This window comes from Wolbachia endosymbiont of Drosophila incompta (genome assembly GCF_001758565.1).
Classification (GTDB): Bacteria; Pseudomonadota; Alphaproteobacteria; order Rickettsiales; family Anaplasmataceae; genus Wolbachia; species Wolbachia pipientis.
The window spans coordinates 189,027-209,587 of record NZ_CP011148.1 but is presented as its reverse complement, the minus strand read 5'-3'; the positions used below and the strand labels follow the sequence as shown (position 1 = coordinate 209,587).

The 20,561-nt window shown below is 34.9% G+C and carries 15 protein-coding genes and 3 pseudogenes; 11 read left to right on the top strand and 7 right to left on the bottom strand.

Annotated elements, in window-relative coordinates; all coding sequences use genetic code 11:
* From WG67_RS00975 to WG67_RS00960, 4 genes and pseudogenes are all read left to right on the top strand, one after another.
* Positions 1-2,288: ATP-dependent Clp protease ATP-binding subunit (locus WG67_RS00975; protein WP_070356764.1), on the top strand; the 2,288-nt coding region annotated here is incomplete at its 5' end.
* A gap of 27 nt (positions 2,289-2,315) precedes the next feature.
* Positions 2,316-7,039 (top strand): annotated as a pseudogene (locus WG67_RS00970) (NAD-glutamate dehydrogenase).
* Positions 7,040-7,043: 4 nt separating this feature from the next.
* Positions 7,044-7,340 carry a Sec-independent protein translocase subunit TatB gene (gene tatB, locus WG67_RS00965; RefSeq protein ID WP_010082258.1) on the top strand — a complete coding sequence of 99 codons (297 nt, stop codon included), beginning with the start codon at positions 7,044-7,046 and terminating at the stop codon, positions 7,338-7,340.
* Positions 7,312-8,694 (top strand): PleD family two-component system response regulator, encoded by a 1,383-nt coding sequence (locus WG67_RS00960; protein WP_070356763.1) that lies wholly within the window; start codon positions 7,312-7,314, stop codon positions 8,692-8,694. The genes tatB and WG67_RS00960 overlap by 29 nt, the downstream gene beginning before the upstream one ends.
* A gap of 459 nt (positions 8,695-9,153) precedes the next feature.
* Here WG67_RS00960 and recO read toward each other — a convergent pair whose 3' ends face one another.
* From recO to WG67_RS00950, 3 genes and pseudogenes are all read right to left on the bottom strand, one after another.
* The gene (recO, locus tag WG67_RS00955; protein ID WP_010082260.1) at positions 9,154-9,876 is read right to left on the bottom strand and encodes a DNA repair protein RecO; all 723 of its coding nucleotides are present in this window, start codon (positions 9,874-9,876) and stop codon (positions 9,154-9,156) included.
* Positions 9,860-10,006, bottom strand: coding sequence for a hypothetical protein (locus WG67_RS06850; RefSeq protein ID WP_007548499.1), 147 nt, complete (start codon positions 10,004-10,006; stop codon positions 9,860-9,862). Before WG67_RS06850 ends, recO begins: the two co-directional genes overlap by 17 nt.
* Positions 10,007-10,082: 76 nt before the next feature.
* Positions 10,083-11,114, bottom strand: a pseudogene (locus WG67_RS00950) (PDDEXK nuclease domain-containing protein).
* A gap of 201 nt (positions 11,115-11,315) precedes the next feature.
* On the opposite strand from WG67_RS00950, the gene WG67_RS05895 reads away from it, so the two are divergent.
* Positions 11,316-12,148 (top strand): IS5-like element ISWpi1 family transposase gene (locus WG67_RS05895; protein ID WP_094189578.1). Its coding sequence is split into 2 segments (ribosomal slippage): positions 11,316-11,685 and positions 11,685-12,148, totalling 834 coding nucleotides; the frame shifts between segments, so codons are not numbered across the junction.
* Between the two features lie 59 nt (positions 12,149-12,207).
* Entirely contained in the window at positions 12,208-12,828 is a 621-nt protein-coding gene (locus WG67_RS00935) for a hypothetical protein (protein WP_070356762.1), read from the top strand.
* A gap of 701 nt (positions 12,829-13,529) precedes the next feature.
* Here WG67_RS00935 and WG67_RS00930 read toward each other — a convergent pair.
* The gene (locus WG67_RS00930) at positions 13,530-13,868 is read right to left on the bottom strand and encodes an outer membrane protein assembly factor BamE (protein ID WP_006279908.1); all 339 of its coding nucleotides are present in this window, start codon (positions 13,866-13,868) and stop codon (positions 13,530-13,532) included.
* Between the two features lie 131 nt (positions 13,869-13,999).
* Between WG67_RS00930 and WG67_RS00925 the strand changes: the two genes are divergently transcribed.
* The 3 genes from WG67_RS00925 to tsaB all read left to right on the top strand — a co-directional run bounded on the left by WG67_RS00925 (position 14,000) and on the right by tsaB (position 16,823).
* On the top strand, positions 14,000-14,989 hold the full coding sequence (locus WG67_RS00925) for a ribonucleotide-diphosphate reductase subunit beta (RefSeq protein ID WP_006280119.1): 990 nt from the start codon (positions 14,000-14,002) through the stop codon (positions 14,987-14,989).
* A gap of 128 nt (positions 14,990-15,117) precedes the next feature.
* Entirely contained in the window at positions 15,118-16,248 is a 1,131-nt protein-coding gene (locus WG67_RS00920; protein WP_070356761.1) for a cation:dicarboxylate symporter family transporter, read from the top strand.
* Positions 16,248-16,823, top strand: a complete 576-nt coding sequence (gene tsaB, locus WG67_RS00915) for a tRNA (adenosine(37)-N6)-threonylcarbamoyltransferase complex dimerization subunit type 1 TsaB (RefSeq protein ID WP_010962437.1) — start codon at positions 16,248-16,250, stop codon at positions 16,821-16,823. The genes WG67_RS00920 and tsaB overlap by 1 nt, the downstream gene beginning before the upstream one ends.
* Here the strand turns inward: tsaB and WG67_RS00910 are convergent.
* Positions 16,818-17,441: a DEAD/DEAH box helicase family protein gene (locus tag WG67_RS00910; RefSeq protein ID WP_010082279.1), complete on the bottom strand. Its 624-nt coding sequence runs from the start codon at positions 17,439-17,441 to the stop codon at positions 16,818-16,820. The genes tsaB and WG67_RS00910 overlap by 6 nt on opposite strands.
* Positions 17,442-17,721: 280 nt before the next feature.
* Here WG67_RS00910 and WG67_RS00905 point away from each other — a divergent pair, with 280 nt between their 5' ends.
* Positions 17,722-18,432: a class II aldolase/adducin family protein gene (locus tag WG67_RS00905; protein WP_070356760.1), complete on the top strand. Its 711-nt coding sequence runs from the start codon at positions 17,722-17,724 to the stop codon at positions 18,430-18,432.
* Positions 18,433-18,537: 105 nt separating this feature from the next.
* Positions 18,538-19,517 (top strand): annotated as a pseudogene (locus tag WG67_RS08020) (IS3 family transposase).
* A gap of 93 nt (positions 19,518-19,610) precedes the next feature.
* Here the strand turns inward: WG67_RS08020 and WG67_RS00895 are convergent.
* Both WG67_RS00895 and WG67_RS00890 read right to left on the bottom strand, forming a co-directional pair.
* Positions 19,611-19,790 carry an ankyrin repeat domain-containing protein gene (locus WG67_RS00895; protein ID WP_223823054.1) on the bottom strand — a complete coding sequence of 60 codons (180 nt, stop codon included), beginning with the start codon at positions 19,788-19,790 and terminating at the stop codon, positions 19,611-19,613.
* A 426-nt stretch (positions 19,791-20,216) separates the two neighbouring features.
* Entirely contained in the window at positions 20,217-20,561 is a 345-nt protein-coding gene (locus WG67_RS00890) for a F0F1 ATP synthase subunit epsilon (protein ID WP_006279902.1), read from the bottom strand.

Below are 20,561 nucleotides of genomic sequence, written 5' to 3'. Positions count from 1 at the left end.
CCGGACAACCTCTTAGTATTGCAAAGAGAAATAAAGATTCATTTGTTGCTGTCGAGCGTTTACTGCAGGGCCTCACTGCACAAAAAGATGATACTGTAGGCAAAATTCTGGCAGAGAATGGTGTGACTCCACAAAAACTGAACTCAGTTGTTGCAGAAATGAGAAAGGGCAGCAGTGCGGACTCGCCAAACAGTGAGGAAAAATTAAATGCGGCAAAGAAATATACAAAAGATGTTACAGAGCTTGCTATGCAAGGAAAGCTTGATCCTGTAATTGGTCGTGATGAAGAGATCAGAAGAACTATGCAGGTATCACTGAGGCGGACAAAAAATAATCCAGTGCTGATCGGTGAACCTGGTGTTGGAAAAACTGCAATAGTTGAGGGGCTTGCAAATAGAATTGTTGCAAACGATGTACCACTTGGTTTGCATGATGCAAAGGTCTTAGCTTTGGATCTTGGAGCACTAATTGCTGGCACTAAGTTTAGAGGAGAATTTGAAGAAAGGTTAAAAGCAGTTATTAATGAGCTTTCGAGAGCGGAGGGAAAAGTTATCTTGTTTATAGATGAGCTTCATACTTTAGTTGGAGCAGGAGCAACAAGTGGTGCAATGGATGCCTCGAATCTGCTGAAGCCTGCTCTTGCGCGTGGAGAAATTCGCTGTATAGGAGCCACAACTTTAGATGAATATCGTCCGCATATAGAAAAAGATCCTGCACTTGCAAGGCGTTTTCAGCCTGTGTTTATCTCTCAACCAACTGAAACTGATACCATTTCAATACTCAGGGGTTTGAAGGAAAGATATGAGGTGCATCATGGTATAAGAATTACAGACGGTGCAATAATTGCTGCTGCAACGTTATCCAATAGATATATAACAGATAGGTTTTTACCTGATAAAGCAATTGATTTGATTGATGAAGCAGCAAGTAGGGTGAGAATTGAAATGGATAGCAAGCCTGAAGTTATTGATGAACTTGAGAGAAAGGTTATACAGCTAAAGATTGAAGCAGAGGCTCTAAAAAAAGAAAGTGATGAAAATTCTAAACAGCGTTTAAAAAAGATAAATGAAGAGATCGAAAATCTAAACAGTAAATTTGCTGACTTGAACAGCAAATGGCAGATGGAAAAGAATAAAATAGCTAGAATACAAGAAACAGCCGAAAAATTAGATAACGCTAGAAAAGAGTTGGAATTAGTTCAGCGTAGTGGGAATTTGGGAAGGGCAGGAGAGCTGATGTATGGTGTGATCCCTCAGCTTGAGAATGAATTAAAAAATCAGGAAAAGGTTACTGATAGTTTCTTAAAGAAAGAAGTGACTGGAGATGATATTGCAAACATTGTTTCAAAGTGGACGGGAATTCCAGTTGATAATATGATGCATAGTGAAAAGGAAAAACTCCTTAACATGGAGAATGAAATAGGAAGAAGAGTAATAGGGCAGAAAGATGCAATAGAAGCGATAAGTAATGCAGTTAGGCGCTCCCGCTCTGGGGTGCAAGATACCAATAAGCCTTTTGGTTCATTTTTATTTTTAGGTCCAACTGGAGTTGGTAAAACTGAACTTGCGAAAGCCTTAGCTGAATTTCTGTTTGACGATCAATCAGCGCTTTTGCGTTTTGATATGTCAGAATATATGGAAAAACATTCTGTTTCAAAGTTAATTGGCGCGCCTCCAGGGTATGTTGGCTATGAACAAGGTGGCAGATTAACTGAAGCGGTAAGAAGAAGGCCATATCAGGTTATTCTGTTTGATGAAATCGAGAAAGCAAATCCAGATATATTTAATCTATTGCTGCAAATCTTGGATGAGGGTAGACTCACTGATAGTCATGGTAAATTAATTGATTTTCGCAACACCATACTGATTTTAACTTCTAACCTTGGCGCTGAGATAATGCTAAAAGGGAATGTTGATTCTGTAAGAAATGAAGTGATGCAAATAGTTAAATCAGCATTTCGTCCAGAATTTTTAAACAGGCTGGATGAAATTATTATATTCCACAGTTTAACCAGAGATGACATCTATAAAATTATAGATGTTCAATTTTCTTATTTACAAAAAACACTTGCTAAGCGTAAACTGAGTATAAGTTTGTTGCAGGAAGCTAAAGAACTAATAGCACAAACTGGCTATGACCCTGAATATGGAGCAAGGCCCTTAAAAAGGGTTATACAAGAGTGTATTCAAAATAATTTAGCTAAATTAGTTTTATCAGGGGAAGTAGTAGAAAATGATGAGCTAATAGTGTACGCTCTTGATAATGAAATCTTAGTTAAAAAGGTTTAAGTTCACTGTGTATTTTTGTTAAAAAAAATGTGTATAGATCATAATGTTGACACTGAGTCTTTATTTAAGTTAGCTGATCAAGAAAATCAGCAAGATAAAGAAAAAATTAAAAAATTTATTAAGTATTTTTATAGTTTTGTTTATAAAAGCGACCTAAAAGCCAATGATAAGTTTTTGCTATATATTGTAAACGATGCTTACAATTTTGTTTCTCAAAAAGAGAAAGATGAAAGTAAGTTAGTAGTAAGCAATATAGATGATATACCAGGAATAGAAGGCGATTTTACCACGATTAAGATAACAAACGATGATATGCCATTTTTGGTTGACTCCGTTATTGCAACTATTAAGTCGCACGATTTAACCATATGCTATTACAGCAACAGCATAATTAACATTAAAAGAAAAGATGGCCTAATAGATGAGATTTACTCTTTGGAAGAAAGCAATGGAGTCAAAGAGTCAGTCATATATGTAATTATCAAAGGTATAAGTGACAGCTTTGTTGATACATTAAAAGAATCTCTACAGAAAACGCTGAAAGCGGTTAATTGCGTTGTGAAAGATTGGCACTTAATGCTCAAGAAACTTGATGAGGCAAGTCTTTCTGTCATCCCAGCTGGGATCCAGGAAAAGGACACGTGGATTCCAGTGTCACGCACTGGAATGACACCAGACCGAAATCAAGAGCAAAAAGATTTTCTAGTTTGGTTAAAGAATAATAACTTCGTATTTCTAGGTTATCAAGAATATATTGCTGGTAAAGATGAAAAACTCGTCTGTGACAGCAAAAAGGACCTTGGCCTGATGAGAGTAGGTCAAAGTACGTTGATTCCTTCTGCAAACCTTGATTCCCTATACATATTGAGATCAGATCTAATCTCAATAGTCCATCGGCGTACATACATGAATTGTATAGGAGTAAAAGAATTTGATGACCAGGGTAATGTGGTAAAGGAACGGCGTTTTTTCGGGCTATTTACTTCTGTAGCGGAGGTCCAAGATATTAGAACTATTCCAATAATAAGAGATAAAGTTAAAGTTATAGAAAAAAATGCAGGGTTTGTAACCGGGGGCCACAATAACAAAGCTTTGATTTCTATTTTGCAAGTGTTCTCTTGTGATGAATTATTCCAATCAAATGAAGACGAATTATTTAAAATTTGCATTTCGATCATGTCTCTTGCGATTAGGCCAAGGGTCAGATTATTTTTAAGAAGAGTCGGGGATTTTATTAGTTGCATAGTGCTGATACCGATGCGTTATGCTAGCGCTAGGCTAATGTTCAAGATACGTGACATATTGAAGGATGAGGCAAGTGCAGGAAGTTCAGATATTTATAACAATCACATTATCAATGAATATGATTTGATGAAATTGCATGTAGTGCTAAAGACCAAAAATGCTAGCGTTCTTGATGATGAAGTTTTGCGTATCGAAAACAAATTAAGAAACATTACAGAAAAGTGGGAAGATCGTTTTATAGACAATTTATACAATACTTTTAGCACTGTTGAGGATATATTCATCCGTTATTGCAAGGCATTTCCAATAAGCTATCAAGAGAGTTTCGAACCTCATGACGCATATTACGATATGAAAAAATTGGAGATAGTGAGGAAGAAAGGAGTTAGCGAGGTCGATTTAAGACTTACTCGTGATAATCTTAATTATCAATTAAAGGTTTATACTCCAAACAATGGAGGCCTTGAATTATCGAAGATATTAAGGATCACTAAGAATTTGGGAGCTAAAATTCTATCTCATAATGGCTATTACATAGAAATTAACGGTGGAATATGGATACACCATTTTGTGTTGTCAAGAGTCGATGAATTAATAGACAACATTACTCTAAAAGAGCAATTTGAAATAACACTTGCGAAAGTGTTTAGCAAGGAAATTAAAAATGACTATTTCAATAGTTTGATCATTATTGCTGGGCTCAAGTGGAAAGAAGTGCTTCTGGTTAGAGCGTTAAGTGCTTACCTAAAGCAGACGTCATTTAACTACAATCCAGAATATATCCAAAAGGTAGTCTCAGAGCATCCAAAAATAGTAAAGTATTTGATACAACTATTTCATGCAAGATTTGATCCTAAAAAGACATTGATAGAGCAGAAACTACGGACATTGTCAGAGAAAAAATTGAGGAACTTCTAAAAGAGATCAGCAATGTTTCACATGATTACGTTTTGCGCTCGATATTTAACTTGATAATGGCTATTTTAAGGACCAGTTATTATCAAGACGATAAACCATATTTATCTACAAAATTTGACTCAAGTAAAATAAATGGTTTACCTGATCCTCGTCCGTATCGTGAATTGTATATTTATTCAAACCTTTTTGAGGGAATACATCTAAGAGGAGGGAAATTAGCCCGTGGTGGCTTAAGGTGGTCGGATAGGACGGAAGATTTTCGCACTGAAGTTTTGGGGCTCATGAAAGCTCAGATGACAAAAAATGCGGTTATTGTCCCTGTTGGTGCAAAGGGTGGGTTTGTAATAAAGCAAGCTTATAAAGATAAGAATATTTTAAGAGAGAAAAGTGTTGAGTGCTATAAGAGTTTTATCAGAGGAATGCTTGATATTACTGATAACGTGGTTGATGGTAAAATAATTCCACCAGAGAATGTGATTAGGTATGATGAAGATGATCCATATCTCGTGGTTGCTGCTGATAAAGGAACTGCTTCATTTTCTGATTATGCCAACCAGATAGCCTCTGAATATAACTTTTGGCTTGGCGATGCATTTGCATCTGGTGGATCAGTAGGTTACGACCATAAGAAAATGGGTATTACAGCAAGAGGTGCATGGATTGCAGCACAGAGGCATTTTTGGAAAATGAATAAGGATATTTACCAGGATGCAACTGTTATTGGAATTGGGGATATGGCTGGCGATCTATTTGGAAACGGTATGCTGCTTTCAAAAAATATACATTTAATCGGCGCATTTAACCATATGCATATTTTTATTGATCCAAATCCTGATGCAGAAAAGAGTTTCACAGAACGTAAACGTCTCTTTAAGTTACCATTTTCAACCTGGATGGATTATAACAAAGATTTGATCTCTCAGGGTGGCGGGGTATTTGAGCGTAGCAGCAAGCAAGTAAATCTTTCTCAAGAAATGAAAAAATGCTTTGACATAACGGAAGATACGTTATCTCCAAGTGATTTGATTAGATATCTACTCAAAGCAGAAGTGGACTTCATATGGAACGGAGGAATCGGCACGTTTGTTAAGGCAAAGAGTGAAAGTCATAGCATGGTCGGTGACAAAGCAAACGATGAATTAAGAGTAAACGGTAAGGATATTAGAGCTTCTATGTTTATAGAGGGTGGAAATCTTGGTTGTACACAGCTTGGGAGAATAGAATATGCTGAAAGAGGTGGATATATCAATGCAGATTTTGTTGATAATTCAGCCGGAGTGATATGTTCGGACCTTGAAGTTAACATTAAGATTGCATTTGTTTCAGCTATGAAAGCAGGGGGTATTTCTTTAGAAAAAAGGAATGAAATACTGGCAAGTATGGTGGATGAAGTTGCATCCAAGGTGCTTGAGAACCACAACAGAATTGAAACAAAAGCATTACTTCTTGAGTGTTTGCAAGCTAAAGAGAGATTGGAGCAGGACCACAGGTTACTGCTCAGTTTAGAAAAATCTGGGCTGTTAAACCGAAGCGTAGAATTTCTTCCAGCTGACGAAGAGGTAGCAAGGATGTTAACCGGTGCAGAAGGTTTCAGTTCTCCTCAGCTTTCTATTCTAATATCTTATGCTAGAACAGCAATAAAAAATAAAATTATACATTCCGATCTGCCTGAAAAAGATCTTATATCTAATGACTACTTGCTAGGTTATTTTCCTAAAAAGATGTTAACAGAGTTTAAGGATTTCATATTAAAACACCAACTTCGTAGAGAAATTATCTCCACTTGCATTGCAAATGATGTTGTAAATAGGATGGGCTGTATATTTATTAATAATTTAGTTGAGAATACTGGAATTAAGGTACACGAAGCAGTTAACATATATATCGTTGTTAACCACCTATATGATTTAAATAACCTGTGGCAGAAAATTGATGAATTGGATGGAAAAATTGATATTAACTCATACTTGCAAATAGTGAGAAATGTGCAGAAATTTATTGGCAGAGTATCGTTTTGGTTAGTAAAAAATCTTAGCTTTGTAGAATTGGATGATGTTACAAAATTTAAAGATGCAATTGAAACTTTAGGCCATGATGTTTTAGATGAACACCTGTTAAAGGTCTATAATCATGGATACACTTCTTTAGTGGAACTTAATATAGATAAAGATCTAGCAAAAAAAATTGCTGACCTGTGCGTTCTTACTTATGCACTGGATATTATATCTGTTGCTGAACAGACATCTTTGTCCATTCTTGATGCTGGTAAAATATACTTTGAGTTAAAGTCGCTGTTAAGATTCGATCTGATTAGGACAATTGCCATCAAGATGAAAAGCCGCTCTTCTTATTGGGATCGCAGCTTAGTTAATGATTTATTGGACGATTTAAGCAATTACCATCACAAGCTAGCTGTTAAAGTCATAAAAGCTACTGATAACCCTGAAGATAAGGTTCAAACCTGGGCTTGTAATGATAAGGACTACATAGAACGTTATAATAGTTTTTTAGATGAGATGGTTGCTTCTAAACTTGATTTAAGCAAATTAATATTTATAATCAGAAGGATTAAAGTACTTGCTTCATAGGAAAATGTTCAATATAGGTCTTTCAGAAATTTTAGTTGTAGCTTTAGTGAGCATAATTGTTCTTGATAAAAATAAGGTACCTGTATTTATTGATTTTATTAAGACTATATATAGGTATTTTACAATTGTAAGGTTAAAAGCCAGAAGGTTATTGAAGGATGCCGGAATTGAAGACTTATATAAAGAGTGTAATACTGAGAAAGTAAATTACATAGTTGGTAAAAATGGTAAGCTTTATCCTACTTACGATATAGATAATACATCTAAAGATAATGACAGCGAAGATTCTGGTAGTAGATGATGTACTATCTAATGTCAAGCTTTTAGAAGCTCGACTAAAAGCAGAGTACTATACGGTTATCGTAGCTCATGATGGTGAAGAAGCTATAGATTTAGTAGCAAAGCAGCAGCCTGATATTATATTACTTGATATCATGATGCCAAAGATGAATGGCTTTGAAGTTTGTAAGGAGCTAAAGAGTGATCCCTTGACAACCCATATTCCAATAATTATGGTAACTGCGCTGCATGATACTCATGATAGAGTGCAAGGTATTAATGCTGGCGCGGATGATTTTCTGACTAAACCAATAAACGAAACTGCTTTATCTTCACGAATTAAGTCTCTCACACGCTTAAAGATGATTATCGATGAATTGCGTTTGAGAGGAGAAACTAACGCTGAGATTGGTGGAGTCGCAGGAAACAGTATTATGGATTATTCCAATCAGATTTTTGATGCTAACGTACTTGTTATAGATGAGGGTGTTCATCAAGCAGAGCAGATATATAATATATTAAAGCAACGCTTTAGGTCAATTAAAATACTGAGTGATCCAATGGAAGCATTGAAGGTTGGTATTGAGAATGGTTACGACCTGATCATTTCTGATATGCAATTTTCAAAAACTGACGGCTTGCGTTTGTGTTCTGAGTTTCGTAGTAAGGTGGAAACACGTTATACACCAATTCTGATTCTTTCTGAGGATTATGATAAAAACAATTTAGTAAAAGCACTTGATGTAGGTGCTAATGATTATTTAACAGTACCTTTGGATGAGGGTGAGCTAATAGCAAGGGTTAATTCGCAAGTAAAACGCAAAAGATATCAAGATGCCTTGAGAATGAATTTATTTAATAATGCGGAAATGTCTATAAAGGACCCATTAACTAACTGTTATAATAGAAGATATTTTGATGCACACTTAAGAAACATTGTTAAGGACTCTGTGGAAAAGGATAGAAGGTTGTCTCTTATGATACTTGATATAGACTATTTTAAGATAGTGAATGACAGTTTTGGGCATAGTGCTGGAGATGAACTTTTAAAGCAAATACAGAAAAGAATTTCTGAAAATATCAGAGTGACAGATTTACTAGCTAGGTTTGGTGGTGAGGAGTTTGTTGTTGTAATGCCAGATACCAATGTATCAGATGCGTATACTATTGCGGAGAGAATACGAAAAATTATTGCTAAAAAACCTTTTATACTTGCGGATAAAAATACAACCCACGATGTAACTGTGAGCATTGGAATTGCAGAAATGCAAGAATCTGACCTTGACAATATTAAAGAATTTATAGTACGTGCCGACAAATATTTATATAAAGCAAAAAACAGTGGTAGAAATAGAGTGGTTACTGGCTATAGCTAAAGTGGCTTAAGTTTGCCGACAACCGTCATTCCGCTACTAGTTAGCGGAATCTATGCTGAGGTACCGCGAATGAATCGCGGTATGACGGTTCGCGGCAGCATGACGATAAGGTTTATACCTTGTCATTCCAGTGCTTGACACTGGAATCCAGTTTTCCATATAATCTCATCGAAAACGTTGTAACCACTTTCCATGCTAGTTTGCTTGTTCACAAGCAAACTTTTCTGGATCCCAGTGTCTGGGCACTGGGATGACATCATAGGGGCGCTGGGATGACACCCTGACAACCGTCGTCCCGCTGCTTGTTAGCTGGATCTATGCTAAGAGATACCGTGAATAAATCACGGTATGACGGTTCGCGGTGGCATGACGATAAGTTCGTCATCCCGCTACTTGTTAGCTGGATCTATGCTAAGAGATACCGCGAATGAATCGCGGTATGACGTAGGACTGCTAAGATTAAAGCGACAACATGAGGTTTCTCAGCTCTGGAAATTTCACGTTTAACTGCAAAAATAGATACTTATTTAAAAAATATCCTGTGACTTTCAGTCCTAACTGAAATTCTTGGAATGAGTAGCTGTTTTGTAGGTTATTATTGTATACATCATGTAACATTTGTGGAAAAGGTAGGAGTTTATCTGCATAATAATCTCCTACTTTTTTTGACACTGCTCTACCAGTTTTTGGAGAAATAAATTGTAAATTTTCCTTAACACCTGTTACAGCGCATTTGGATAAGTCTAACTTGAATCCCAATTGCGTAAGAAGCAGAAGCTCTAAGTTAAGATAATGGCTTTGCCAAGACTGATTGTTGTGTTTAATTACATCGATGAAATATCGAAAATTGTCATACAGCATGGCACAGGGTTCACTTTCTGGAAGCACTTTTTCTAAAATAGAGGAGAAAGAAACAATAGTAATGCTTTTTAACCTATCTTGAAAGAAATGATGGAATGGAGATTCGATTAATTCGCACTTAAAAAAACCTAGATTTTCAGGTAACTTAGCACTCCATTCTGCATGTAATAGATTACTTATCTGAAACTTATAATTGCTATTGTTTGTTAGCTTAGTTAATCCCCTGCGCTTTCCATGATTTTTTGTAAACAGAGAAAGAATTAAGTTTTTATCGCCGTATTTTTTAGCAGCTATAATGATGCCTTCATCTTTCCATCTCATTTAGAGTGTATTGACCGTATGATATATAGGATAGTGCACCTAGAGCGTGTAATCCATAAAAATCACTTACTCCGTTACTGTTTGCTTCCAAAGTTTCAAGGCTATGAGAGAGTAAGTTATTGGCTGCCACTCTTCTTCCTGAGCCTGATGCATTTCATACTGAGCTTTTGGTTTGCTAAATAATTGTTTGAATGATTTTAGTAACATTACTTTTCCTCGTCTGAAATTTTGGATAATTCAGCTTCTAATTCTTCTATCGTCGGTAAAGCTGTTTTTATGTTCTCTGGTAGATTTTCAGTTATTCGATATTCTGCTAGCCCTATTGGCTTGTTCATGTCTCGGAGTGTATATTTAGCAAGTACATCGTCTTTAGATTTACATAAGATTAACCCTATAGAAGGTTGATCTGTCGAGTGCTTCAGTAAATCATCAACTGCAGAAAGATAAAAATTCATTTTACCAGCATATTCCGGCTTAAAATCCTTATCTTTTAGTTCAATCACTACAAAGCAACGTAACTTTAAATGATAGAATAATAAATCAATATAAGAGGTTGTCCGGAAACTAGTAAATTCAAGCATATTCCCTCTTTAACATAACCCTACACCGAGTTCTAACAGAAATTTTTCCATATGCCCTACGAGTCCTTTTTCTACTTCTCTTTCATGAGCATCCTTACCTATACTTAAAAAATCAAAAATATACGGATCTTTTAATGTGTAATGTGCTAGATCGGATTGTGGAGATGGTAATTTTTCTTTAAAATTAGTTATTGCTTTTCCTTGACGTTTATGTAGTCCAAGTTCTATCTGCATCACCATAATGTTACGTGACCAGCCATGTTCAATAGCTTTTTTTACATAAAATAATCTTATTTCATGACTTTCTATTTTTTCCAAAAGAGTGATATTGTGATACCAAGTTAATTGTGCAAGAGGCTCCTGCACAAATTCAACATCAGGATATTCTTCGGCAAACTTACGCATATACTTCAGATTTCTCATGCTAAAGCCTTTCATTTCTGGAAATGTACTTCTCAAATCCTTACTTAATTGATCAATTACCTTAGCTCCCCAGGTATGTTCTTTTTGGCGTTTTAGGATCTCTGTACCAATATGGTGGTAAAGCAAAATAAGCTTACTATTTACTGCAAGTGCTGCTTTATAACGGTTTGTTGCAATATGATCCTTCAATTGCTCTAAAAATTCTGTATATTCTTTTGCTATAATTTTTGTCATACGGTTCCTTTTAATCCATTATACAATTCCTTTGTCTGTCGAGAAGACAATCTTCCGCTTGCCTTCAGCTTTGAAGGGATTCCTTATTGACTTCAAACTCGTCCAAGCTAATACACGACAATTATTTCTCATGAAATATTAAGAGGTTGTCCGGAAACAAGTAAAAGGCTATAATATCTGAAATTTTAGTACGGGGTAAAGATGAGAAAAAAGTATCCAACAGATCTAAGCGAAAGGGAATGGGCAAGAATAGAAAAACACTTCAGAGTATCATACAAGAAAGGAGGAAGGCCGCCAAAGTATAGCAAAAGAGAAATATTAGAAGCAATTTTCTATGTATTGCGTACAGGGTGTCAATGGCGGTATTTACCAAATGATTTTCCGCTATGGAAGACTGTGTATGAGCAGTTCAGGCAATGGAAGAAGCAGGGAATTTTTGAGAAAATGAATTATGAAATTACAAAATATAGTAGAAGAAAAATAGGAAGGAATGAGCAGCCGAGTGCCTGTATAGTAGATAGTCAATCTGTAAAGACTACAGAAAAGGGGGGATCAAAGGCTATGATGGAAGTAAAAAAGTAAAGGGTAGAAAAAGGCATATAATTACAGACACTCAGGGTTTTATACTAGGTTGTTACGTAGGCGCTGCTAACGAAAATGATAGAGATGGTATTAAAATAGCATTAAACAATATGAGAACAAAATATACTAAAGTTAAAAAAATGTGGGCTGACATGGGATACCAAGGAAGAAATTTAAAGAATCACATAAAGGAAGAATATGACATAGATATTGAAATTGTTAAAAGGCCTCCATGTAGATTTTGGGTGCACAAAGATACGCCACCTGAGCTACTACCAACAAGAGAACAAGGGTTTAAAGTACAGCCAAGAAGATGGGTTGTAGAAAGGACTTTTGCTTGGGTTAATAGGAATAGAAGGCTATCGAAGGAGTATGATTTACTCACAACATCCACTGAGAATTTCATATACCTAGCTATGAGTAGGGTTATGTTAAAGAGGGAATATGCTTGAATTTACTAGTTTCCGGACAACCTCTAAGTCCATAACACCAGTTAAATTCGTATTTGCTGATGTGTTTTTTCTATTCGAATTATATTCTTTTTTTGTCTTTATGTTGTTTTTTGCTTTTTTCGTTATCTTCAACAAAAGCCCAAACGAATGATACGTTAGCTGTTCCTATACCACAAAGGAAAAAAGAAATAGTTGAGCACACTGTTGTAGCACAACCGAGGCAAATTATCGAAATGCAAGAAGAAGTCATTATTAACGAGGGTAAAGAATTCATTCCAATTCCAAAAAGAAAAAAAAGTGTAGAGAAAAAACTAAGAAGGGATGTTAGAGGGGCAAAAAATGAAATAGGAAACGAAAAAAGCGTTGAGAGCAAAAAGGATGAATTAGTTGTAACAGAAATTATTAACTCTATAAGAGACAAGCTCACAAAATGCTGGAGCATTCCTGAAAGCATAGCTTACAAAGAAAATTTTAATATAAAAATTAACTTATTGTTATCCAGTCAAGGCGAGATAATTATGGCGGATGTAGCAGACAGTGATTCCTATCGAAATAATCCACTTTTCAGGTCGATAGCAGATAATGCAATGCGTGCAGTATATAAATGTAGCCCATTGACCGGCTTGCCTACTCAGCACCACCACATTTGGCGTGAAGTAACACTAGATTTTATTCTATAGCTAAAGTAATTCTATAATTTAATAAGCCCACTGTATCCGTTCAGAATAGCAGCAAGGTAGTATAACCATAGAGTAAAAGTGATTTTGGCCCATCAGGAGGGTGTCATCCCAGTGCTTGACACTGGGATGGCTTTGTTGCATCGCTACTTATGAAAGGCTAACTATAGTTAGGATTATAAGCAACCTATTGAAAATCTTGTTTTTTTGCAATCAATCTGATCAAATTTAAGAATAGTAATTTGTTATTTATATTAATAAATTTAATTCTATTGAAAATAGCTAAAGCATTGAAATTCTTGAATTTTAGCCGGATTGGTAAATGGTAGTGAAATTTCTTTTACTCAAATTTAGGTATTCATTGACCGTTCTTGTTATAAATACCAGAATAATAAGCTACTGATATTCCCTATCTTTTTTATCTTTAATCCATCATAGCTAGCGATGCAACAAAGCCCACTGGGATCCAGTTTTCTTTACAAATTCACCAAAAGTGCTTCATTCTATAACGCAAAACCCATACTTACCAAACCCAATGCATTACTTGCAATTAAGTTTCCTGGATCCAAGTAGTCTGGGCACTGCCGTCATAAAGGAACTAGTGTCAGCTACTTTCATGACACCCTTCTGGTAGGCCCAAATCGCAATGTTCGTACAGTTATGGAATGAACCGCGGTATGACGTAGGAAGATCTGAGCAAACTTTCAATCAGAAACAGCCAAAGATCTCTCTAAGATGTCAGTTTCTTTTGTATCTTCAACTTTACCGTCCTGGTCGAATGAAATTTGCAGAGACTTACTACTATACTTCCTTTTTCCTAAAAAATTGGCTTGTTTAATTTTATATGAGACATAGTACCAAACATTGTCATCGAACTTTGATACTAATGTTGGTGATCCTAAAGTGTGAACCACTTTTTCTTTATCGTCACCTACTTTTATCTTGCTCCACAATTCAACACTAATGCCAGGAGCTCCGTGATTGTGAATAGTGTGAGTGCAGCTCACTGTAAATAATAAAATAAAAGATATTAATACTCGCATTTCTGTTGATAAATTACTTGAAGCTATAATACACTAATAAATTATCTGCCGTCAAATTTCAAAAAAGTTAAATTGACTGATTCTCAATATCACTTAATATAATATTTACTTTAGAAAATAATAGGTGTCTTATGTCATTGTTAGAAGCAGATCCAATATACAAACCTTTTAATTACCCTTGGGCGTATGATGCGTGGCTGCAGCAACAAAGAATCCATTGGATACCTGAAGAAGTTCCGCTCGCTGATGACGTGAAGGATTGGAAAACTAAACTTTCAAGTGTAGAAAAAAATCTACTAACCCAGATCTTTAGATTTTTTACTCAGGCAGACATTGAAGTAAATAACTGCTACATGAGGCATTATTCAAATATATTTAAGCCAACAGAAATATGCATGATGCTTGCAAGCTTTTCCAATATGGAAACCATACACATTGCAGCTTATTCTTATCTTTTAGACACAATTGGCATGCCAGAAAGTGAGTATCAAGCATTTTTAAAGTATGATGCTATGAGAAAGAAATATGAATATATGTTGGAATTCGAGGAAAGCAAAAAACACGATAAAAAACATGTAGCTAAAACTCTAGCAGTGTTTGGTGCATTCACTGAAGGGTTGCAGTTATTTGCATCATTTGCAATTTTGCTCAATTTCCAACGTTTTGGAAAAATGAAAGGAATGGGGCAGATAATCGCCTGGTCAGCCCGTGATGAAACTTTGCACACCAATTCAATTATCATGTTATTTAATACATTTATTAAAGAGAATAATGAAATTTGGGACAACGAGTTTAAAGAGGAATTATATTCTGCATGTCGCACCATCGTTGAACTTGAGGACGAATTCATAAAGCTTGCCTTTGATTTAGGAGATGTTGAAGGACTATCCGCAGAAGAAGTGCGCAATTACATACGCTACGTAGCAAACAGACGGTTAATGCAATTAGGTCTTGAGTCCATATATGATGTCAATGATAATCCTATTCCGTGGCTTGATGAAATACTAAATGGCGTTGAACATACGAATTTCTTTGAAAATAGAGTAACAGAGTATAGCCGCGCAGCAACTCAAGGCACGTGGGAAGAAGCTTTTACTGAAAATGACACGAATAATAAGTGAATGCTAATTTCACTCTTTTTTGTCATTCCACTTTCATTACACCATTTGCTGTGCAGTTTAGACAGTTTTGCTTTACTTAACAACTAACTTACCATATATATGTCCATAGGACATTGGTATATAAGAACGTGCTACAACTATTAATCTTACTCACGGTCATCACTTCAGCTGCATTCTTTGGTCATTTAGTTCCAATGGAAGTAAAAACCTTCTTGTACTCAACGAGCCTTAGTATAAAAGAGGTTTTGCTATTTATAATGCCTTCTATTATTTTTGCGTTAATCTTTAGCAGTGTTAACAATCTTAAGCAGTCAGCTATAAAGTTCATATTGTTACTTATTATAATGATCTTCTTATCGAATCTGGCTTCAAGTTTAATAGCTTATTCTGTTGGGCATTTTATCATACAAAACACTTATTCAATACAAGATATAACGTATGAAGAAACAATTGTTCCCTTATGGTCGTTTAGACTGCCTGCATTGCTTTCTAATTTTTATGCCCTTGCTTGTGGATTTGTGTCCAGCATAGTAGTGTCCACACTGCTACCCAAAAAAAGCAGAGAGCTTTCGAACAAAATGTTAGATTTAACTCTCTTTATTTTGAAGACGTTTTTGACGCCGATTATTCCAATATTTGTACTTGGGCTTGCTTTAAAAATGCAGCATGATCAAGTTTTATCTATAATATTTAAGGATTACTCAATAATTTTCATTATTATAGCATCTGCAACCTACCTTTATGTTTTCCTCTTATATGGAGCAGCAAATTCATTCAAGATCACAAGCTGGATAGCTAGTATAGGCAATATGATACCGGCATTTATTACTGCAATGAGCACAATGTCTAGTAATGCAACTATACCGCTTACTCTTGAAGGAAGCAAAAAAAATGTAAAGCAACCTGACATAGCATCGTCTGTTGTGCCAATAACTGCTAGCTTTCATTTAGTAGGTGATTGCTTTTTTATTATAATATTATCAATGATAATTGCCTCCGGTTATTCATTGTGCACAACAGACTATGTAACTTTCCTTCTCTATTTTTTGTTATTTAAGTTTGCTATCGTGGCAGTTCCGGCAGGAGGAATTATGGTAATGCTACCTATTCTTGAGAAATACCTCAAATTTTCTCCAGAAATGCTTTCGTTAATCACAGCACTGTATATAGTGTTTGATCCAATAATCACTTCAGCAAACGTTATGGGTAATGGTGCCTTTGCTATAATGTTTACAAAACTCTATGATAAGCTTAAGTAATGTCTATTTTAGCGATTGATACTGTAGGTATTGGTAGTTCAATAGCAATAGTTGATTATGATGGTAACTGTTTTGTAGAGCACAATTCCGCCAGCAACAATCATGCAGAATCATTTTTTCAAATTCTGAATACTTTGTTTGATAAGCACAACTATAATTATGATAAAATAGATCATTTAGTGGTAGTAGTTGGACCAGGAAGTTTCACTGGAATTAGAGTTGGTATATCAGCTGCACAAGGTATAAATCTTGCTACAAATAAGCCATTATACGGAGTTAGTGCGCTGGAAGTTCAAGCCTACGCAATATCTTTGCTTTGTACGAATAACAAAAAAAATATCAGAGCTATAGTCAAAAATGCTCAAGGGTTTTATACGCAGTTATTTGATTTCAATTTATTGCCACTATCTGCACCTGGATCCCAGTGTCACGCTACAAGCAGTACACATATGGATTGCAATTTAAATGCTAGCCATGCAGGGCTATTAGTCCGTTATAGATTAGAGAACAAGCAAAAATTAAATGAAGTTGAAGCTCTATATTTAAATGAGCCTCAGTATATGAAATCATTATAGACTATTCTTTCGCGTACATGCAATGTTACTAAGCTTGTGCATCTGGTTTACTATCTCTTGAGCTACTTCTTTTATACTCATATCTGAATTTTCTATCTCTATGGCACTTGGTGGTATAAATAAATCGTCAGTCCTAAATTTCTCTACAATGCTATTTAGATTAATCACCTTCCTATTTTTTCTTTGCCTTTTTAATGCAATACGCTTTTGTAATGTCGGTAGATCACACCTAAGTACCACAGGAAGGATTTCTGTGTTCATTTTTTTACTAAGCCTTACTATTGAATCATACATCCTCATGTTCTGGTCATTATTTTCCATCAACTCATCAATAAATATGTAATTTTTTGAGTGAATCGGATAATTTTCTATTACCTGAAGCATAATTTGCATAATGCCATATATTCTATCTTGAACTTCTTTAGGTATTTGATCACGTTCAAAGACACCATCGTATATAGAGCAAGCTTGAACATTGTTATAGAACTTACTATTTACAATTAATGCGTTTATCATATTAGATAATTCTATTGCTGTGGAAAGTTTACCACTTCCCGAAAGACCAGAGAGATATATGAAAAATCCTGCTGGCTGTTTTTTTGTGTTAATATTTACCATATTATTTTCAATCTTGAAACTTACATTTATAATAACATAAAAATGAAGCTTTAAAACATATGAAATATTATATAGAAAATTACTTTTGTAGTTAAGATATTATGTAATTTAAAAACATAAATTCTGTATATAAACTCTATAATAACGATAACTATTTTTAAGCAAGCTACAACACAAAAGTGTTTGGTATTCAGAAAGCAAGACAGAGTGGCATAGACTTATTAGTTTACTACAAGTCTCTTTTCGCGTATAAACCTTCAGAAGATTCTAACAGAGGATTGTGTTGTTAACAAAGAGCAGAGTAAAAAGGGATCTAGTCTATGCCTATCAGATTTTGTCCTACCTTAAGTTCGATGATCATACATATACTCACCTTTCAGTGCGTTCTGAAGATCAAAAGTCGTTTTATATTTATCCGTTTGGTATACGTTTTGATGAAGTAGATGAACGTTCGTTAATGAAAGTATCATTTGATGGAGATGTAATTGAAGGCAAAGAATATCAATATAATAGAACTGGCTATATAATTCATGGTTTTGTTTATCAAGCAAGGAAAGATATTCAAGCAATTTTTCACTTGCATACACCTTCTATTGTAGCGGTTTCTTCTCTCAAAGATGGGCTGCTTCCTATAAGTCAATGGGCACTGCACTTTTACAATAAAATCTCTTACCATAATTATAATTCCCTAGCACTTAGCGATACAGAAGGAAAGAGGTTAATAGCTGATCTGAAAGAAAATTTTGTCATGTTAATGCGTAATCATGGATCTATAACGTGTGGTCGGACTATACAAGAAGCAATGTTTTACTCGTATCATTTAGAACAAGCGTGCAAAACTCAATGTTTAACGTTAGCAATGAATAAGGAGTTATCAATTCCAAGTGAAGAAATTTGCTCAAAAGCTGTAAAGGATCTCCTATCTTTTGAAAGCAATCTTGGTGAGAGGGATTGGCACGCATGGGTTAGACTAATTAAAAGTAAGTTGTAAGAGACTTTCGCACTACTATCTGTCATCCAAGTAGTGACCTTACCCAGAAAAAGTAGAGAGAAAGTTAAGACGTTTTTGGAGTAAAATAAAACGTTTTTTCAAAATATGACAAATAGAAGAGAATATACAGCAGAATTCAAATTAGAAGCTGTTAAGCTGGTTAAAGAAACAGGTCAAGCAAGTACAAAAATAGCAAAAGATCTAGGTATAGATGGTAGTATGTTAAGTAAGAAAATATGATGGAAAAATGTCTGGAGCATACGCATTTCCAGGCAAAGGCTCCTTATGACAAAGAAAGATTTGATCTAAAAAAAGAGCTAATAAGAGAAAGAGACATCTTAAAAAAAGCCCTGGGCAAAGAAAAAGAGTAAAGTATTCTTTTATATAGAAATTGCTATAAAACACAGGAACTATGTAGGGTTTTATACTGGTGGTATGGGTTGCTAAGGAAAAAAGCAGTAAAGAATTAGCAAAAGAAGGGCTTCTAGCAGATATTCAAAAAATAATCAAGCTTCTAAATGCAGATATGGAGCCCCTAAAATTCACGCTGAATTAAAAGCTTTAGGCAAAAATTAAAACAGTACAAAGTGTTATGCAAGAAAATGGCATTAAAGCCAAGTTTAGACGAAGGTTCAAAAATAAAAAACAGCAAATAAGCAACCGAGTTGTGGCTCCGAACACATTGGATCAAAATTTTACTACTGATCAGCCAAATAAAGTTTGGGATTACCTACATAAAAACTAAAGAAGGTTGTTGGCGGCAATAATTGACCTATATTCACGCATGGTGGTTAATGAGTAACATGATAATTAGTTATAGATTCTTTATTGATGGCCGTTGATAAACGCAAACCCGATAAAAATCTGCTGTTACATAGCGATCAAGGGTCACAGTATACCTCTCAAAATTACCAATTTCTATTGAATACAAAAAACATCATTTCCAGCATGAGCCATAAGGGCTGTTGTTACGATAACTCTGTTGCAGAAAAGTTCACTTAAAAGGGAGCTGCTTATTGATACTTCTCGCTCAACAAACCAGAACTGCCATATTTGAATACATAGAAATCTTTTATAACAAATAACGTAGACATTCTACTATTAACTATTGCATTCCTGCACAATTTATTCTCATGATAAAAACGTCTTAACTTTCTCTCTACTTTTTCTGGGTAAGGTCAATTTGGGTCTGCACCATTTTTGAGTAATAGTTTTACTTCTTGTGCATTACCATCTTCTACAGCTAGGAATAATTGTTCTTCCTGTGTTTTTACGCGTGTTTCCACATTAGATATAAAAAATAACAATACTAAACATGCAATACCAATAATGCTAATATATTTTATAACTTTTCTCATAAGATATTTTACAATGCTTCTAATAATATTAGATATCATCTATAAAATTAAAAAATCCATGAAAGGGGATGAAAATATGTAAAAAAGTATTATTGATTAATTAAAAACAGATTTTGATTTAATAATACTAATAAAATCGATTTATCTTAAATTTACGTTGATTTTTACCTGTTATTTTTTGTAGTTTATCCAACGTAAATTCCAGGTAAAACAAAGTCGTTATCTCCAACCGTTACAACCAACTCTCCTTCTTTAATTTTTATTTGATTAGGTGTATGGTCCCATACCATCACACTCTGGGATCATACACCTAAAGTACTCCGACACTGGGATGACACCCCGGGGTTTCTGGGATGACAAAAAAGAGCCCCCTGAGCAAAAATCTTATAGCCACTTGAATGATAATTGACTTTTTGCCTAAAATAACTAAGAAAGAAACTTCTCATCAAGATAACTTAAATATATACTAATTCTCTTATTTTTAAACGATTTCTCATCATGAATTGCACGATCAAAAACCTGAATTTGACTTGTTATAATGCTACAATTATTATTTGCAACTTCTAATACGCCACTATCAATTACAACCTTCTTTTCTGTTTGGTTACTCATTTTAACAGTAATCATACCAGGCAATAAATAAATTAAGTAAGGAGCATGGTGAGCTAAAATCATAAGCTCCCCTTCGAGCCCAGTTACTGAAAGAGAAACCACTCCACTGAATGAAATTTGATCATCAGGAGAGAAAAATTGCACTTTAAAAGTATTCAT

What these genes read in the sequence shown, in the direction of transcription:
- WG67_RS00930 (WP_006279908.1), bottom strand. Translation starts at nt 13,868, where the DNA reads ATGCGAGTATTAATATCTTTTATTTTATTATTTACAGTGAGCTGCACT.
- WG67_RS00935 (WP_070356762.1), top strand. Translation starts at nt 12,208, where the DNA reads ATGTGTTTTTTCTATTCGAATTATATTCTTTTTTTGTCTTTATGTTGT.
- WG67_RS00960 (WP_070356763.1), top strand. Translation starts at nt 7,312, where the DNA reads ATGACAGCGAAGATTCTGGTAGTAGATGATGTACTATCTAATGTCAAG.
- WG67_RS00910 (WP_010082279.1), bottom strand. Translation starts at nt 17,441, where the DNA reads ATGGTAAATATTAACACAAAAAAACAGCCAGCAGGATTTTTCATATAT.
- tsaB (WP_010962437.1), top strand. Translation starts at nt 16,248, where the DNA reads ATGTCTATTTTAGCGATTGATACTGTAGGTATTGGTAGTTCAATAGCA.
- tatB (WP_010082258.1), top strand. Translation starts at nt 7,044, where the DNA reads ATGTTCAATATAGGTCTTTCAGAAATTTTAGTTGTAGCTTTAGTGAGC.
- WG67_RS00890 (WP_006279902.1), bottom strand. Translation starts at nt 20,561, where the DNA reads ATGAATACTTTTAAAGTGCAATTTTTCTCTCCTGATGATCAAATTTCA.
- recO (WP_010082260.1), bottom strand. Translation starts at nt 9,876, where the DNA reads ATGAGATGGAAAGATGAAGGCATCATTATAGCTGCTAAAAAATACGGC.
- WG67_RS00925 (WP_006280119.1), top strand. Translation starts at nt 14,000, where the DNA reads ATGTCATTGTTAGAAGCAGATCCAATATACAAACCTTTTAATTACCCT.
- WG67_RS00895 (WP_223823054.1), bottom strand. Translation starts at nt 19,790, where the DNA reads ATGAGAAAAGTTATAAAATATATTAGCATTATTGGTATTGCATGTTTA.